At 67.4% G+C, this 15,565-nt stretch carries 16 protein-coding genes; 4 read left to right on the top strand and 12 right to left on the bottom strand.

The genetic code is table 11. The features are described from left to right. Nucleotides 1-31: 31 nt before the first annotated feature. Complete coding sequence (locus AK36_RS19505) at nucleotides 32-925, bottom strand: NAD(P)-dependent oxidoreductase (protein ID WP_045579447.1); 894 nt, start codon at nucleotides 923-925, stop codon at nucleotides 32-34. Nucleotides 926-1,058: 133 nt separating this feature from the next. On the opposite strand from AK36_RS19505, the gene AK36_RS19500 reads away from it, so the two are divergent. Both AK36_RS19500 and AK36_RS19495 read left to right on the top strand, forming a co-directional pair. Next, a complete protein-coding gene (locus AK36_RS19500; RefSeq protein ID WP_006755984.1) occupies nucleotides 1,059-1,268 on the top strand; it encodes a dodecin in 210 nt (69 codons plus the stop codon). A gap of 215 nt (nucleotides 1,269-1,483) precedes the next feature. Next, nucleotides 1,484-2,413, top strand: a complete 930-nt coding sequence (locus AK36_RS19495; protein WP_011885102.1) for a LysR substrate-binding domain-containing protein — start codon at nucleotides 1,484-1,486, stop codon at nucleotides 2,411-2,413. Nucleotides 2,414-2,476: 63 nt separating this feature from the next. Here the strand turns inward: AK36_RS19495 and AK36_RS19490 are convergent, their stop codons facing one another. After that, nucleotides 2,477-3,889, bottom strand: coding sequence for an 8-oxoguanine deaminase (locus AK36_RS19490; protein ID WP_045579446.1), 1,413 nt, complete (start codon nucleotides 3,887-3,889; stop codon nucleotides 2,477-2,479). A 480-nt stretch (nucleotides 3,890-4,369) separates the two neighbouring features. Between AK36_RS19490 and uraH the strand changes: the two genes are divergently transcribed. Next, entirely contained in the window at nucleotides 4,370-4,723 is a 354-nt protein-coding gene (uraH, locus tag AK36_RS19485; RefSeq protein WP_011885104.1) for a hydroxyisourate hydrolase, read from the top strand. A gap of 53 nt (nucleotides 4,724-4,776) precedes the next feature. Next, a complete protein-coding gene (locus tag AK36_RS19480) occupies nucleotides 4,777-5,970 on the top strand; it encodes a urate hydroxylase PuuD (RefSeq protein ID WP_011885105.1) in 1,194 nt (397 codons plus the stop codon). An 838-nt stretch (nucleotides 5,971-6,808) separates the two neighbouring features. On the opposite strand, the gene AK36_RS19475 is transcribed toward AK36_RS19480, so the two are convergent. The 10 genes from AK36_RS19475 to AK36_RS19430 form a co-directional block, all read right to left on the bottom strand. Next, complete coding sequence (locus AK36_RS19475) at nucleotides 6,809-7,321, bottom strand: ureidoglycolate lyase (protein ID WP_011885106.1); 513 nt, start codon at nucleotides 7,319-7,321, stop codon at nucleotides 6,809-6,811. Continuing rightward, nucleotides 7,318-8,331 carry an allantoicase gene (alc, locus tag AK36_RS19470; RefSeq protein WP_041493846.1) on the bottom strand — a complete coding sequence of 338 codons (1,014 nt, stop codon included), beginning with the start codon at nucleotides 8,329-8,331 and terminating at the stop codon, nucleotides 7,318-7,320. The genes AK36_RS19475 and alc overlap by 4 nt, the downstream gene beginning before the upstream one ends. 59 nt (nucleotides 8,332-8,390) lie before the next feature. Next, nucleotides 8,391-8,912 (bottom strand): 2-oxo-4-hydroxy-4-carboxy-5-ureidoimidazoline decarboxylase, encoded by a 522-nt coding sequence (gene uraD / locus AK36_RS19465; RefSeq protein ID WP_045578989.1) that lies wholly within the window; start codon nucleotides 8,910-8,912, stop codon nucleotides 8,391-8,393. Beyond that, complete coding sequence (puuE, locus tag AK36_RS19460) at nucleotides 8,909-9,862, bottom strand: allantoinase PuuE (protein ID WP_043291112.1); 954 nt, start codon at nucleotides 9,860-9,862, stop codon at nucleotides 8,909-8,911. The genes uraD and puuE overlap by 4 nt, the downstream gene beginning before the upstream one ends. A gap of 150 nt (nucleotides 9,863-10,012) precedes the next feature. Then, nucleotides 10,013-10,849: an aspartate/glutamate racemase family protein gene (locus AK36_RS19455; protein ID WP_034195324.1), complete on the bottom strand. Its 837-nt coding sequence runs from the start codon at nucleotides 10,847-10,849 to the stop codon at nucleotides 10,013-10,015. Between the two features lie 10 nt (nucleotides 10,850-10,859). Then, entirely contained in the window at nucleotides 10,860-12,344 is a 1,485-nt protein-coding gene (locus AK36_RS19450) for an NCS1 family nucleobase:cation symporter-1 (protein WP_014723198.1), read from the bottom strand. Between the two features lie 149 nt (nucleotides 12,345-12,493). Beyond that, complete coding sequence (locus AK36_RS19445; RefSeq protein WP_011885112.1) at nucleotides 12,494-13,198, bottom strand: GntR family transcriptional regulator; 705 nt, start codon at nucleotides 13,196-13,198, stop codon at nucleotides 12,494-12,496. Nucleotides 13,199-13,506: 308 nt separating this feature from the next. After that, nucleotides 13,507-14,445 (bottom strand): muramoyltetrapeptide carboxypeptidase, encoded by a 939-nt coding sequence (gene ldcA / locus AK36_RS19440; RefSeq protein WP_011885113.1) that lies wholly within the window; start codon nucleotides 14,443-14,445, stop codon nucleotides 13,507-13,509. A 109-nt stretch (nucleotides 14,446-14,554) separates the two neighbouring features. Continuing rightward, entirely contained in the window at nucleotides 14,555-15,148 is a 594-nt protein-coding gene (tadA, locus tag AK36_RS19435) for a tRNA adenosine(34) deaminase TadA (protein ID WP_011885114.1), read from the bottom strand. Further along, on the bottom strand, nucleotides 15,145-15,546 hold the full coding sequence (locus AK36_RS19430) for a DnaJ family domain-containing protein (protein ID WP_011885115.1): 402 nt from the start codon (nucleotides 15,544-15,546) through the stop codon (nucleotides 15,145-15,147). The genes tadA and AK36_RS19430 overlap by 4 nt, the downstream gene beginning before the upstream one ends. Between the last annotated feature and the right edge of the window lie 19 nt (nucleotides 15,547-15,565).

Genomic DNA, 15,565 nt, shown 5'->3' with positions numbered 1-15,565 from the left:
ATTCACGCGTACCGTTTCGGCCGCGCCGCGCTCATGTCGCGGCGGCCCGTCCGTTGCCGGGCCGCAGGATGTCGATGAACGCGGCGAAATCCGCGCCGGCAAGGCCCTGCGCGGCGCCCAGCCGCAACACCTGCTGCACCGTCGCCGCTACGGGCATCACCGCGCCCGTGTCGCGGGCCGCGTCCGCGATTGCATCGACATCCTTCTGAAACGTGCTCAGCGCGCCGATCGACGGATGACCGCCTGACGTCATCCGCGGCACGAAGGTCTGCAGCAGTACCGAATCTGCCCAGCCGCCCGCCAGCGCGTCGGCCAGACGCGCGGCGTCGATGCCGCTCGCCTGCGCGAGGCCCACGGCTTCGGCAATCGCGGTGACCGTCGCGGTGACGATCGCCTGGTTGCAGAGCTTCGCCGTCTGTCCCGCGCCCGCGTCGCCCATATGCGTGATGCGCGACGCGTAGCGGTCGATCAGCGGCCGCACCGCGTCGAGGTCCGCCGCGTTGCCGCCGGCCATCACCGCGAGCGTGCCGGCCTGGGCGCCCGGCACGCCGCCCGATACCGGCGCGTCGACCCAGCCGACGCCGAGCGCCGCCGCACGCGCCGCGTAATCGCGCGTCGCGGCAGGCGCGATACTCGAGTGATCGACGATGCGTTGCACGCGGCGCGCGTTCGCGTCGCCGGCGAGCAGCCCGTGCGCGCCGAACACGACGTCGCCGACCGCGCGGCCGTCGAGCACGCAGACGAACACCGTATCGACCTGCTCGGCCAGTTCACGCGGCGTGTCGACCACCCGCGCGCCATCCTGCTCGAGCGCCTCCGCCTTCGCGCGCGTGCGATTCCATACGCCGACGCGGTGCCCCGCCGCCAGCAAATGCCGAATCATCGGCGCGCCCATCAATCCCGGTCCGCAAAATCCGACTTCCACGATATTCGTCGCCTCCAATCAAGGTTGCAGTTGCCGCCCATCATACCTATCACTCAAACAGGCCTGGTGCGCGCGGCCGCGCGTCGGGCCCGCCTCTTGCACCCGCACATACCGACATTTCACGGAGCCCATCATGAGCGACCACGTGTACAAGCTGATCGAACTGACCGGATCGTCGCGGCAATCGTGCGACGACGCGATCCGCAACGCGATCTCGAAAGCCGGCAAGACGCTGCACAACCTGCACTGGTTTCAGGTCACCGAAACGCGCGGACACATCGAAGGCGATCAGGTGATCCACTGGCAGGTCACGCTGAAAGTCGGCATGCGCATCGACGACTGACGCGCCGAACGCGCCCGGAAGCCCGGCGCGCGAAGCCCGCGGATGCGTGCAACGCGCGTCCGCGTTGGTCTTCGCGCCCGTGTACCGCCCTTCGCGCGAGGCCCGTCCGGCTCGCGGCCGCGGGTATCCATCGCTTGACGCTGATTTTCTTCCATATTAAAAACGATATACCCCACCTCCCCCTCGATCAGCCTGGACATATAAACGGAGATACCATGAGTCAGCAACGCGAGGCGATCGACACGTACCTCTTGCGCGTCTTGCACACCTTGTTGATGGAGCGCAGCGTCACGCGCGCGGCCGTCAAACTGAACCAGTCGCAACCGGCGATCAGCGCCGCGCTGCGCCGCCTGCGCGACATCACCGGCGACCCGCTGCTCGTGCGCGGCAAGTCCGGCATGGTGCCGACCGAATACGGGCTGCGCCTGCTCGAGCCGGTACAGAACGCGCTGCGCGAGATCGAGCGCATCAAGTTTCAGCAGCACAGCTTCGACCCGGCCACGTCGATCCGCTGCTACCGGATCGGCTGTCCCGACTATCTGAACGTGCTGTTCGTGCCGACGGTGGTCGAACGCTTCCGACAGGCCGCGCCGAATGCGACACTCGAATTCCACTCGCTCGGCCCCGCGTTCGACTACGAACTGGCACTCGAAGACGGCAAGCTCGACATCGTCGTCGGCAACTGGCCCGAGCCGCCCGAGCAGCTGCATTTGTCCAACCTGTTCGTCGACGAAATCGTTTGCCTGATGAGCAACACGCATCCGTTCGCGAAGCGCGGCGGGCTTACGCTCGATCAGTACCTGAACGCGCCGCACCTCGCGCCGACGCCGTATTCGGTCGGCCAGCGCGGCGCGATCGACGTGCATCTCGCGCGCGAACGGCTCAAGCGTCACGTGGTCGTCACGCTGCCGTACTTCAACCTCGCGCCGTATGTGCTCGTGAAGTCCGACCTGATCTTCACGACGACGCGCCTGTTCGCCGACCATTACGCGAAGTTCCTGCCGCTGTCGGTCGTGCCGGCCCCGCTCGACTTTCCGCCGATGCAGTACTACCAGCTGTGGCACGAACGCTGCCATTACTCGGACGAAGTGCGCTGGCTGCGCAGCCTGGTTGCCGAAGCGACGCGCACGTTGATCGAGGCGTAAGCGTAGCGGGCGGGGCACGGCCGGAAGACGCAACGCCGGCCGCGCATGTTCGCGCGCGCCGCGTCAGCGCGACGCTTCCACGAGCGCCTGCGCAAGCGCATTGTGGCGCTCGATGACCGGCGGCAGATCGAGCGTCGCGAGCCGCCCTTCCCGCACCACCACCTTGCCGTTCACCACCGTATAGGCCGCCTGCGACGGCGCGCAGAACACGAGCGCCGCGACCGGGTCGTGCAACGCACCGGCAAAGAGCGGCTGGCGCAGGTCGAACGCGGCGAAGTCGGCGGCCATGCCGGGCTTCAACGCGCCGATATCGTCACGATTGAGCACCTTCGCGCCGCCGAGCGTCGCGATCTCGAGCGCGTCGCGCGCGGTCATCGCGTCGGGCCCGAAGCCGACCCGCTGCAGCAGCAGCGCATGCCGCACTTCCGCGACCATCTGCGCGCCGTCGTTCGACGCCGACCCGTCGACGCCGAGCCCGACCGGCACGCCCGCGGCCCGCATCTTCCCGATCGGCGCGATGCCCGATGCGAGGCGCATGTTCGAGCACGGGCAGTGCGCGACGCCGGTGCCGGTGCGCGCGAACAGGCCGATGCCCGCATCGTCGAGCTGCACGCAGTGCGCATGCCAGACGTCGTGACCGACCCAACCGAGATCTTCCGCATATTCGGCGGGCGTCATGCCGAATTTTTCGCGGCTGTACGCGATGTCGTTGACGTTCTCCGCCAGATGCGTGTGCAATGACACGCCGCGCTCGCGCGCGAGCACCGCCGCGTCGCGCATCAGGCCGCGGCTCACCGAGAACGGCGAGCACGGCGCGACGACCACGCGCAACATCGCGTAACGTCCTTCGTCGTGATAGGCGTCGATCAGCCGCTGCGTGTCGCGCAGGATGTCCGGCTCGCGCTCGACGACCGAATCGGGCGGCAGCCCGCCGTCGCGCTGACCGACGCTCATCGCGCCGCGGCTCGCGTGAAAGCGCATGCCGATGCGTTGCGCGGCGCCGATGCTGTCGTCGAGCCGGCTGCCGTTCGGATAGATGTACAGATGATCGCTCGACGTCGTGCAGCCCGACTGCAGCAGCTCGGCCATCGCGGTGAGCGTCGACACCTCGATCATCTCCGGCGTCAGATGCGCCCAGATCCGGTACAGGCTCGTGAGCCAGCCGAACAGCTCGGCGTTCTGCGCGGCCGGCACCGCGCGCGTGAGGCTCTGGTACATGTGGTGATGCGTGTTCACGAGCCCCGGGATCACCAGATGGCCGCGCAGGTCGAGCACTTCGTCGGCGGTGTCGGGCAGCTCGGCGCTCGGCCCGACGGCGACGATCCGGTTGCCCTCGATGTAAAGCCCGGCGTCACGCAGCTCGCGGCGCGTGTCGTCCATGGTCACGAGCACGTCGGCGTGCTTGACCAGCAGGGTCGTCGGGCGGGATGAGGATGGCTGTGGCGCGCGTGCGCCGGCGTGCTGCTCGAGGTTCATGCGTTTTCCGCGTCGTTCCGTCTGCGGGAGCCGCTCCCGCAGACGCTGAAGGCCGTTCGAACGCTGCTGCGCGGCACGCACCGGTGCCTGCGTCCGTTCGAACGCGCTGGCCCGGTTACCCGGCATGCATGCCGTCTTCGGGGTACGCGCGGCAGCATCGCGCAAGCGCGCGCCGCGCACAATGCGCGAAACCGAATACTGCGCTTCACGGTTTCGATATGGTACGCGGCGCAGCGCGATCGGACGCAGCGCACACGCGCCCCGGCCGCGCATGGACGGCCGTCGACAGCCGTTCATGCGCGGCGCATTATCTTTGATATCGCGTCCGTATTTGCGCGGGAACCTTCTTACAATGCCTGCACGGCGCTCGCATCAATTTCGCCGACGGGTATGTAGCCACGTGACGTGGAGCCTCGATCCGCCGCACAGTCAATGGATCGAGTCGCCGCCGAACCTCGCATTCACATAAGGACACAACGAATGGGAAAGCTCACTACCCACGTACTCGATACGGCACACGGTCGCCCCGGCGCTGCCGTCAAGGTGGACCTCTACGCGCTCGACGGCGAAACGCGCCGCGCGCTCAAGACCGTGCTGACCAATAGCGACGGCCGCTGCGACGAGCCACTGCTCGAAGGCGCGGCGCTCGCCGCCGGCGAATACGAGCTCGTGTTCCATGCCGGCGACTACTTCGCGTCGCTCGGCGTGAAGGTGCCCGAACCGCGCTTCGTCGACCGCGTCGTGCTGCGCTTCGGCATCGCCGACGCCGCATCGCACTACCACGTGCCGCTGCTCGTGTCGCCGTGGTCGTACAGCACCTATCGCGGCAGCTGACATACGCATCGGCGCCTGCATCGAAGACAACGATCTGAGTCTGGAGGAGTTTCATGGAAGGCTTCATCACCGACTGGCTGAACCTCGCGCTGCGATGGCTGCACGTCATCGTCGCGATCGCGTGGATCGGCGAGTCGTTCTATTTCGTCGCGCTCGACAACAGCCTCAAGCCGCCGACCGACGCGAACCAGCGCAAGCGCGGCGTGTTCGGCGAGCTGTGGCATGTGCACGGCGGCGGCTTCTACAACATGCAGAAGTACACGGTCGCGCCGCCGGAAATGCCCGACGACCTGCACTGGTCGAAGTGGCCGTCGTACACGACGTGGCTGTCGGGCTTCTCGCTGTTCTTCGTGCTCTACCTGCTCGCGCCGAACACCTACCTGATCGACAAGAGCGTGCTCGACATGGGGCCGGTGGTCGCGGTCGCATCCGCGCTCGGCTTTCTCGCTGCCGGCTGGATCGTCTACGACTCGCTGTGCCGCATCCTCGGCACCAACGATCGCGTGCTCGGCATCTGCGTCGGCATCTACGTCGTGATCGCCGCGTACCTCGCGTGTCACATCTTCGCGGGCCGCGCCGCGTATCTGATCGTCGGCGCGATGCTCGCGACGATCATGTCGGCGAACGTGTTCTTCGTGATCATCCCCGGCCAGCGCAAGATGGTCGACAAGATGCTCAAGGGCGAAGAGCCGAACCCGATCTACGGCAAGCGCGGCAAGCAGCGCTCGGTGCACAACACCTACTTCACGCTGCCGGTCGTGTTCGCGATGCTGTCGAACCACTATGCGATGACGTACACGAACCGCTTCAACTGGGTCGTGCTCGTGCTGATCATGCTGGCCGGCGCGCTGATTCGTCAGTTCTTCGTGATGCGTCACCGCGGCAAGCAGCTGTGGTACCTGCCGATCGGCGGCGTCGCGCTGCTGTCGGGCGCGCTCGTGTGGACGATGCCGAAGCCGGTCGCGCCGCAGGCCGAGGCCGCGAACGCGCCGAAGCTCGCCGTCAACGACATCATGCCGATCCTGCAGCAGCGCTGCATCGAATGCCACTCGGCCAAGCCGACGCTGATGGGCAGCGCGCCGGCCGGGGTGATGTTCGACACGCCGGATGAAGTGTCGAAGAACGCGCAGCGCATCTACGAACAGGCCGTGCGCCTGAAGGCGATGCCGATCGGCAACGTCACGCACATGACCGACGACGAGCGCGTGAAGCTCGCTGCTTGGTTCGAGGGCGGCGCGGTGAAGTGAGGCGCTGTGAGCCGGCGTGTGATCGCCGGTGGGATACGTTGGTGGATGCGGGCCCGGAGACGGGCCCGTTTTTTTTGGCACGTGCGAAGGCGCGAAGGTACGGCCGTCGCGCTAGCCGCGCATCGCTTCACGCTGCAGCACGAGCAGTAGATTCATGGGAGGTCGTCGAACGGCAGGAAGATGTGATCGTGATGCGTGACCGTCGTCACGGTACAGCTGCGCCCTGCTGTGAACGATGCGTAGAGAATGCGACGCGGCGCGATCGGAATGCGCGCTCAGCGCGATTCATGCGGCGCGGAAAAACACGGGCCGGTTGCGTCGCACGGCCGCCGTCTCGCGGCGGGCTTCCTGTTCGGCATCATGAATGGACCCGGAACGCTCGTTCCAGCTGCACGCCCATCACGATTGCAGCCCGAAGATTTGCGACGGGACGGCGAAACGGCGCTGTGCGAATCGCCGGACGGCGACACGAACACCAGCCAGCCGCGACGGTCATCGCGTCGGCTTCGACGAAACGCGACGATCGCTTCGAACGACGACGCCCCGTCCACTTCATGCTCAGCAAGGCTGCACGTTCGCTTTCAGATCGACGCATCGGCACCGGGCCGGCAACCGTACTTCACGCGCCAACGCGTCGCGACGATCGCATGCGCATCGGCGCGATCGAGCTACACGTACTGCCCTGCGTGTCGGTTCGTGGCCGTGCGCCGCACTGCCTCGCAGTGTTGCGCGCGAATGCCGACCACCACCCACACCGCGATCCCCAAGCGCACCGACATAAAAAAACCCGCGCATGTCGCGCGGGCTGGTTCGACGATCGCTGCTACGGCAACGGCGCTCAGACCATCACCGCCTCGAGCGCATCTTCGGTGAGCCACAGCGATTCCGGCAGGTCCTGCTCGTTCAGGTTCAGGCCGTCGCCGCCGCGATCGACGACGATGAAGTCGCTGACCTCGCCCAGCGCGATCAGCGGGTGATGCCACACGCCCTTCGCGTAGTTGACGCCCTGCCAGCCGCTCGTCACGAACGCACGAACCTTCGACGGATCGAGCTCGCCCGCCGGCGCGACGACGACCAGATACGGCCGCTCGTTCAGCGGCACGAACGCCTGGCTGCCGAGCGGATGCCGCTCGAGCATCCTGACCTCGAACGGCAGCTCACGCGGCTGGCCGCGAAACAGGTTGACCAGCGTGCGGCCGCCCGCGTCGGTCACGTCGACGTTCGCGAGATCGTGAAAGCGCACCGTCGTGCCGAGATTGATCGGAATCTGCTTCGCGCCGTCGGTTTCGATCACGTCGCCGAACGGGGCGAACGCTTGCCTGGTCAGCGGTTCGATTGCAAGCGTCTTCATTTGTCGAGCGTCCCCCACAGGCGCAGACGCGATACGCCGCCGTCCGGGATGATGTTCAGGCGCACGTGCGTGACCGGCCCGAGTGCGGCGATTTCCGGTTCGAAGAAGTGCTGCTTGTCCATCTGCAGCTTCTGCTCGCCGAGCAGCACCGGCCAGAACATCGACTGCGTGATCAGCGAGCTGTCGGTGCCGCCCGACATGTAGGCGGCCTGGATCGAGCAGCGGTCCGGGTAGTTGCCCTTGAAGAACGCCGTATCGACCTCGATCCTGCGGATCACGCCCGGCTGCGCGAGCGCGACGATCGCCCAGTCATTGCCCGGTTCGCGACGGCGACGCGTTTCCCAGCCGTCGCCCATGTTCACGCCGCGGCCCGGCAGCAGCAGGTTCGACGCGAGCCCGAAGTGCTGGTTGTTCGCGGCCACGACGTAGCCGCCGTTTTCCATCGCCGCGAGGTCGAACTGCTCGGTCTCGCTCGCGCCGGCCCAGTCGAGCTGCGGCTGGCCGTACACGCGCAGCCGCGCCACGCCGCCGTCCGGATAGATGTTCACGCGCAGATGCGTGAACGCGCGCGCGTCGCGCGCTTCGACGTAATGGTGACTGTTGCCCTGCAGCGTCGTCGACGGCACGATCTCGATCCACTCGGTCGCCTGCGTCGGCGCGCCGTCGGCGACGTACGCGGCGTCGATCGAAGCGGCCGGCGGGAAGTTGCCGGTGAAATGGCTGGTATCGATGTCGACGCCCTTGATCACGCCGGGACGCGCGAGCTTGACGATGCACCAGTCATAACCGGTCGTGCGCTTGCGGCGCGTCTCCCAGCCGTCCATCCACTTGCCGTGGTCGTCGTACTTGGCCGGAATGAAGACCGCCGGCTCCGGGTTCAGCATCCGCTCCTTCGGCGCGAAGAAGTCGTCGCTGGCTTCGAGCGCCTGCGCGCCCAGGCGCGGGTCGGCGAGGTTCACGTAGCGCCGCGTGAAATCGGGCGCGGCGGGATCGAGAAGCGGAACAGCCATGATGTGTCCTTGTTCGGTGAGGCGAAGCGGTGATGCGAAGCGGCCGCTGCAGTGCGACGTCACGCGTCGATCAGGTCGTCGAGCCGGAAGCGCGCGATCCGGTAGATCTGGTCGAGGCTCGCACGCAGCTCCTCGCTGCGCGAATGATTCACGCGCGACTCGAAGTTCGCGATGATGCCGTGCCGGTCATAGCCGCGCACGGCCAGAATGAACGGGAAGCCGAATTTCTCGCGATAGGTGCGGTTCAGCGTCAGCAGCTTGTCGAACTCTTCCTGCGTGCATTGATCGAGGCCCGCGCCGCTCTGCTCGCGCGTCGACTCGGCCGTGAGCTCGCCGCGCACGGCCGCCTTGCCGGCCAGTTCCGGGTGGGCGTTGATCAGCGCGAGCTGGCGTGCGTCGCCGGCCGTTTCCACCGCGTTCGACATCGTCTCGTGCAGCGCGTCGATGCTCGCGAACGGCCGCTTCGCCGCCGCATGCTCGGCCACCCACGGCGAATGCTCGAAAATGCCCGACAGCGCGGCGACGAATGCGCTCGGCGCCATCGTGTTCAGTTGCTCCAACGTGTAACGCATCGCCTTCATGCTTTCCCTTCGTCTCGATGATTGGGCTGATACGGATGATGTTCACGCCAATGGCGCGCGATATCGACACGCCGCGTCACCCATACGCGCTCGTGCTTCTCGATGTGATCGAGGAAACGCTGCAGCCCGCGAAAACGCCCCGGCCGCCCGAGCAGGCGGCAGTGCATGCCGATCGACAGCATCTTCGGCGCTTCGTCGCCTTCCGCGTACAGCACGTCGAACGCGTCGCGCAGGTAGTCGAAGAAGTGCTCGCCGGTGTTGAAGCCCTGCGGCGTCGCGAAGCGCATGTCGTTCGTGTCGAGCGTGTACGGGACGATCAATTGCGGCGTCGTGCGGCCGCCCGACACTGCGACGTCCATCCAGAACGGCAGGTCGTCGCCGTAGTTGTCGGAGTCGTACAGGAAGCCGCCGTATTCGGCGACGAGGCGGTGCGTGTTCGGGCTGTCGCGGCCGGTGTACCAGCCGAGCGGACGCTCGCCGGTCACGCGCTCGATCGCCTCCATGCCGAGACGCATGTGCTCGGCCTCCAGCTCGGGCGTCATGCTCTGGTAGTGAATCCAGCGCCAGCCGTGGCATGCGATCTCGTGGCCGAGCTCGACGAAGGCGCGCGCGAGCTCCGGATGGCGCTCGATCGCCATGCCGACGCCGAACACCGTCAGCGGCAGCCCGCGCTTCTCGAACTCGCGCAGGATGCGCCATACGCCGGCACGCGACCCGTACTCGTAGATCGACTCCATGCTCATGTGACGGTCGGGATACGCGGCCGCGCCGACGATTTCCGACAAGAACTGCTCGGAGCCCGGATCGCCGTGCAGCACGCAGTTCTCGCCGCCCTCCTCGTAATTGAGGACGAATTGCACCGCGACGCGCGCGCGCCCGGGCCAGTTCGCCTGCACGGGATGGCGGCCGTAGCCGATCAGGTCGCGAGGATAGTTGGGATCGAGTGACATGGGTTCGGAGTGCCGCTGAAGCTCGCTGAAATGGTGGGTTCGCATCGGCCCGCACGGGGCCCGAAGGCCGGCCGCGCGGGCCGATACGACGACGGCCCAGTGTAGCGAAAAGGTCGGGACGCGCCCATACAGCGGCGCAGATAGTGCAGGTCAGACCGCGTGTATGTGCGGTTGCGGCAAACCGGCGTCGGGCGCCGACGCAACGCTGCCGCTGCGCGCGCCCGCGCTTGCCGGCGCAGCCGCCGACGCGTCGTCCGGCGGGCTGAAGCGCGCGAATTCGCCGTCGTAGCGCTTCGGCAGCGGCCGCGCATAATCGCCGCGCTTCGCGGTCGCGAGGCGCAGCGACACCAGCGCCTCGGCCCACTTCACGGCCGCCGTGACACCCTCGATCACCGGCGCGCCGATCTGCTGCTCGATCTCGTGCGCGAACTCGGCCATCCCGGCGCAGCCGAGCACGATCGCATCGGCGCCGTCCTCGTCGAGCGCCCGCCGGCATTCGTCGACGATGATGCGCCGCGCCGCCGAACCGGGCCGGTCGAGCTCGAGCACCGCGACGTCGGTCGCGCGCACGTTGCGGCAGAAGCGCTTCATCCCGTAGCGCTCGGCGAGATGCCAGGCCATCCCGCAGGTGCGCGCGAGCGTCGTGACGACCGAGAAGCCCGGCGCGAGCACGCTCGCCGCATGCATCGCCGCCTCGGCGATTCCGATCACCGGGCCGCGCGCCAATTCGCGCGCCGCGTACAGCCCCGGATCGCCGAAGCACGCGATCACGTACGCGTCGCAGCCGTCGCGTTCGCCTTGCGCGATCTCGGCGAGCAGCCCCGGCGTCGCCAGCGCCTCGTCGTAATAGCCTTCGATCGACGGCGGCCCCATCGGCGGGCTCACCGCGACGATCTCCGTACCGGCGGCCGCGATCTCGCGCGCGCAACGGCCCATCGCGTCGGTCATGCGCTGCGTCGTGTTCGGGTTGATCAGCTTGATCTTCATCTCGCGCTCCTCACGCGTTCGTGCTCACGAGCAACCGGTAGAACGCGAAGCCGAGCCCCGCGCCGATGAACCACGAGAAATTCGCGGCGGCCTCCCAGCCCGGCACCATCACGCACACGACCGCAATCACCGCGGCCGGCAGCAGCGCGGCGAGCGCGCGACGGTTCACGCCGCCGGTGTACCAGTACGCGCCGCGCTCCGACATCGTGTACAGATCGTCGCGCACCAGCCGGCCGCGCTTGACGAGGTAGAAGTCGGCGATCAGCACGCCGTACAGCGGGCCGATGAACGCGCCGAGCACATCGAGCGTGTAATGGATCACGGCCGGGTTGTTGAACAGGTTCCACGGCGTGATGAAGATCGACGCGACGGCCGCGAGCATCCCGCCTGCGCGCCAGCTGATCAGCCGCGGCGCGACGTTCGAGAAATCGAACGCGGGCGACACGAAGTTCGCGACGATGTTGATACCGATCGTCGCGATCGTAAACGTCAGCGCGCCGAGGATCACCGCGGTCGGATGATCGATGCGGCCGACCGTCGCGACCGGGTCGGTGATCAGCTCTCCGAACACCGGCAGCGTCGCGGCCGTGGTGACTACCGTGACGAGCGAGAACGCGAGGAAGTTGACCGGCAGCCCCCAGAAGTTGCCGCGCTTGACGTCGCCGAACGAGCGGCAGTAACGCGAGAAGTCGCCGAAATTGAGCATCGGCCCGGAGAAATACGACACGACGAGCGACACGGCCGTGATCATCACCGGAATCACCTGCGCGCCGTGATACTTGACGCCGCCGAGATTGATGCCGATGTTGCGCCAGCCCGCACGCCACACCATGTAGCCGGCGAGGATGAACATCACGACGTAGACGGCCGGCCCCGCGAAGTCGATGAACTTCTTGATCGTCTCCATCCCGTTCCAGAACACGAACGCCTGCAGCACCCACAGCAGCATGAAGCCGGCCCAGCCGACGGCCGACAGCCCGAGGAAGCCGTAGCGATGGACGTCCGCGTACGGCATCCATTGCGGGAAGAACTTCAGCACGACGATCACCAGCGCGCTCGACGCGAGATAGGTCTGGATGCCGTACCACGCGATCGCGATCAGCCCGCGGATCACGGCCGGCACGTTGGCGCCCAGCACGCCGAACGTCGCGCGGCACGCGACCGGATACGGCACGCCGATCTGCTGGCTCGGTCGCGCGATCAGGTTGCACAGCCGGTTCACGATCGTGATGCCGACGATCAGCGCGATCAGCACCTGCCAGCTCGTCAGCCCGAGCGCGAACAGGCTGCCGGCAAACACGTAGCCGCCGACGCTGTGCACGTCGGACATCCAGAACGCGAAGATGTTGTACGCGCCCCACGTCTGGTTCTTCAGTGGTGCCAAATCTTCGTTGTACAAACGCTCGCTGTAACCGTCCGGCAAGGCCGGATCGCCGCCCTCGCCGCCTTGTTCCGCAGGATATGCGCTGTCGTGCGCCACACTGAACTGAGCCATGACTTCTCCTTGACGCGGCCGTGCGGCCGCTCCACCGTCATCGATATCGCTCCGGGTCGTCGCCCGGAGTCGGACTGGCGGCCGGCGGCGCTGACCGCCGGCCTGCATTGCTCTCGTCGTGTGGCGCGCGGGCCGGTTCGCGTCGCCGCTCAGGCGCCGCCGAACACTTCGCGCAAATCGACCTGCCCTTGCGCGGGCCGGTCCAGCATCTTCAGTTCGACATGCTGCAGGTGGTGCGCCATCAGCGTCACCGCCCGCTTCGAATCGCCCGCTTCCAGCGCGGCCAGGATCCCGTCGTGGTCGTCGCACGAGCACGGGCTGCGACCGTGCGACTCGTACAGCGCCGACATCAGCGTCGAGCGCGCGACGAGCCCGTCGAGGCATTCGCACAGCGTCGCGTTGCCCGTGAGCGCGGCGAGCGCCGTATGGAATTCGCCGGACAGGCGGATCCACGCGGCGAAGTCGTGACGCTCGAACGCGCGGCGCTCCTTGTCGATCAGCGCGGCGACGCCCTTCAACCGTTTCGCGCCCGGCCCCGTCGCGAGCCGCTCGACGACGGCCAGCTCGATGATGCGGCGCATCTCGAACACCTCGTGCACGTCCTGCAGCGTCGGGCTCGCAACGAAGGCGCCGCGGTTCGGCTCGAGATCGACGAGCTTGTCGGCCGCGAGCTGCGACAGCGCCTGGCGGATCGTCCCGCGCTTCACGCCGAACACGTCGCACAGCTGCGCCTCCGTCAGCTTCGCGCCGGGCGCGAGCCGATGCTCGAGGATCGCGGTGCGGATCCGCTCGGCGATCGCTTCAGGGCCGGCGGCACCGGACGCAGGGATATCGGGCTCGTTCATGTTCTGCATCGTGTGATGGTCCTCATCCTAGGACGGACATAAAGATTGTCAACAATTCTTTTCCCGGAATTCGCACAATCGGCGTGCATCCCGGTGTGCCAGCGCAGTGCGCGGCGCACGAAACCCGCGCATGTCAAGGCTACAACCACCATCCATGGCAGCTTACGGCGTTTACCATGCCGGGGATTTTGTCGACAAAACTGGTGCATGCAACAGCACCGACGCGCTTCGTGTCGTCGAAAATTGGCGACGGTTAGTTGCGTGCCCACTTAAAGAAAAAGGCGGGAGACCCGCCTTTCGAGGTTAGCGATCGGCCGTCAGCCGAGATGCGGATAGTCGGACAGCGTGAGCCGGAAGCCGTGCGCGTTCGCGACGAGTTCGGCGTGTGCGCCGAACGGCAGCGTCAACAGATCGGGCACGTGGCCGAACTGCAAGCCCGTGACGACCGGGATGCCGATCACCGAGCGCACCTGCTCGATCATGGCCTCCATGTCGTAGCCGTTGTCGTATTCGAACGGCCGCGCGCCCGTGAACTGCCCGATCACGAGCGCCTGCTGGCGCGCGAGCAGCCCGGACAGATGCAGCTGATAGATCATCCGTTCGATCCGGAACGGCTGCTCGTTGACGTCCTCGATGAATAGGATGCCGCCTTCGATGTCCGGCATGTACGGCGTGCCGACCAGCGACGACAGGATCGCGAGATTGCCGCCCCACAGCGTGCCCGCCGCGGTCACGGCCTGCACCTGCGGCACGTCGGCGACGATCGTCGTGCTCGGCTGCGACAGCGTCTGCCAGAAGTGCTGCATCGTGAAGTCGCTCGGCGTTTCGGCGCCGAAATCCGCCGACAGCATCGGGCCGCCGAAGGTCTTGATGCGCGCCTTCGCGTACAGCGCGAGCTGGATCGCGGTGAAGTCGCTATGGCCGACCAGCGCGATAGGCTGATCGCGCAGGCGGCGCTCGAGCCCGCGATAGTCGAGCCCGTGGAGGATGCGCGCGGCGCCGTAGCCGCCGCGCACCGCGAGCGCGATGTCGGGCAGCGCCCGCTGCGGATCGGCGAGGCGGTTCAGGTCGCCGGCGCGTTCGCCGTCGGTGCCGCCGAAGCGCTGAAAGCGGCGCTGCGTCGCCTCGATGTTTTCGATGCGCTGCTGGGCGCTGCTCAAACGCTCGAGCGCGCGATTGATCGCGTCGGGATCGTGCGGATAACCGGACGGCGCAAGCAGGCGAATGGTATAGGACGCGGCGGGCTGGAAGGACATGGCGGGAGGAGTCGGGTCGTCAAACACTGCTTAGAGGGCCTGGATCGTTGCCGGTTCAGCGATCACGCGCGGAGGCCGCGGCCGGCGCAGCGCGCGCGGCGCGCGGCGGTCATGCCGCGCCCGATTCGGCGTCGCGGGCGAGCCGCGCTTCGCGCACCGCGCGGCGGCGCTCCGCGAAGAACGACTTCAGCGCGGCGCCGCATTCGTCGGCGAGCACGCCGCCGGTCACTTCGGTGTGGTGGTTCAGCTGGGGATTCGCGAATGCGTCGATCACGCTGCCGCAGGCGCCCGTCTTGGGGTCGGCCGCGCCGTAGACCACGCGTGCGATGCGCGCGTGCATGATCGCGCCCGCGCACATCAGACAAGGCTCGAGCGTCACGTACAACTCGCAGCCGGGCATCCGGTAATTCTGCAGATGCTGGGCCGCCATCCGCAGCGCGGCCATTTCCGCGTGGGCCGACGGGTCGTGCCCGCCGATCGGATGGTTGAAGCCGCGTGCGATCACTTCGTCGCCGCGCACGAGCACCGCGCCGACCGGCACTTCGCCCGCGGCGCGCGCCTCTTCGGCCGCGGCCTGCGCGAGCCGCATGAAATGCAGGTCGCGCGCAGACGCGGGCGCGGGCTCGATCGTGGGCTCGGATACGGGGGAATCGGCAGCGCCGACGGATTCGGGGGCCGCGTCGTGCAGCGCGTCTGCGCTCACATCGGCCCCGCTTCGGCGGGCGCTTCGTCGAGCCCGCGTTCGCACAGACGCTCGGCGATGCGGCGGCAATAGTCGCGCGGCATCACCATCGGACCGCCGCGCAGCGATTCCAGCGCCATGTCGAGCGCGAGGATCTTCGCCTGAAGCCGGCAACGTGCGGCACGATCGCCGACCGCCTGCAGTTCGTCCTGCAGGTTGCGCAGCGCGCGCAATTGCTCGACGGCCGGCGGCACGAAGCCGGCGTTCTTCAGGATACGGTTGGCCACCCGGACCTCCTCGGGGACGAGGAGGTCGTCATCCAGCGCCTGCGGCGCGCCGGTACCGGGCAAATCGTCAAACTCGCCCCGCGCGGCGGCGGCGGCGATGCGTTGTTCGACCAGTGCGTCAAGCAATCTCATTAGTCAATCGGAACAAATG

The sequence above is a fragment of the Burkholderia vietnamiensis LMG 10929 genome (assembly GCF_000959445.1).
Taxonomy (GTDB): Bacteria; Pseudomonadota; Gammaproteobacteria; order Burkholderiales; family Burkholderiaceae; genus Burkholderia; species Burkholderia vietnamiensis.
This window is presented reverse-complemented; position numbering and strand designations above follow the sequence as displayed.

What these genes read in the sequence shown, in the direction of transcription:
- ldcA (WP_011885113.1), bottom strand. Translation starts at nt 14,445, where the DNA reads ATGTCCTTCCAGCCCGCCGCGTCCTATACCATTCGCCTGCTTGCGCCG.
- AK36_RS19475 (WP_011885106.1), bottom strand. Translation starts at nt 7,321, where the DNA reads ATGAAGACGCTTGCAATCGAACCGCTGACCAGGCAAGCGTTCGCCCCG.
- AK36_RS19480 (WP_011885105.1), top strand. Translation starts at nt 4,777, where the DNA reads ATGGAAGGCTTCATCACCGACTGGCTGAACCTCGCGCTGCGATGGCTG.
- uraH (WP_011885104.1), top strand. Translation starts at nt 4,370, where the DNA reads ATGGGAAAGCTCACTACCCACGTACTCGATACGGCACACGGTCGCCCC.
- AK36_RS19445 (WP_011885112.1), bottom strand. Translation starts at nt 13,198, where the DNA reads ATGCAGAACATGAACGAGCCCGATATCCCTGCGTCCGGTGCCGCCGGC.
- puuE (WP_043291112.1), bottom strand. Translation starts at nt 9,862, where the DNA reads ATGTCACTCGATCCCAACTATCCTCGCGACCTGATCGGCTACGGCCGC.
- AK36_RS19430 (WP_011885115.1), bottom strand. Translation starts at nt 15,546, where the DNA reads ATGAGATTGCTTGACGCACTGGTCGAACAACGCATCGCCGCCGCCGCC.
- AK36_RS19495 (WP_011885102.1), top strand. Translation starts at nt 1,484, where the DNA reads ATGAGTCAGCAACGCGAGGCGATCGACACGTACCTCTTGCGCGTCTTG.
- AK36_RS19450 (WP_014723198.1), bottom strand. Translation starts at nt 12,344, where the DNA reads ATGGCTCAGTTCAGTGTGGCGCACGACAGCGCATATCCTGCGGAACAA.
- AK36_RS19490 (WP_045579446.1), bottom strand. Translation starts at nt 3,889, where the DNA reads ATGAACCTCGAGCAGCACGCCGGCGCACGCGCGCCACAGCCATCCTCA.
- alc (WP_041493846.1), bottom strand. Translation starts at nt 8,331, where the DNA reads ATGGCTGTTCCGCTTCTCGATCCCGCCGCGCCCGATTTCACGCGGCGC.
- uraD (WP_045578989.1), bottom strand. Translation starts at nt 8,912, where the DNA reads ATGAAGGCGATGCGTTACACGTTGGAGCAACTGAACACGATGGCGCCG.
- AK36_RS19455 (WP_034195324.1), bottom strand. Translation starts at nt 10,849, where the DNA reads ATGAAGATCAAGCTGATCAACCCGAACACGACGCAGCGCATGACCGAC.
- AK36_RS19500 (WP_006755984.1), top strand. Translation starts at nt 1,059, where the DNA reads ATGAGCGACCACGTGTACAAGCTGATCGAACTGACCGGATCGTCGCGG.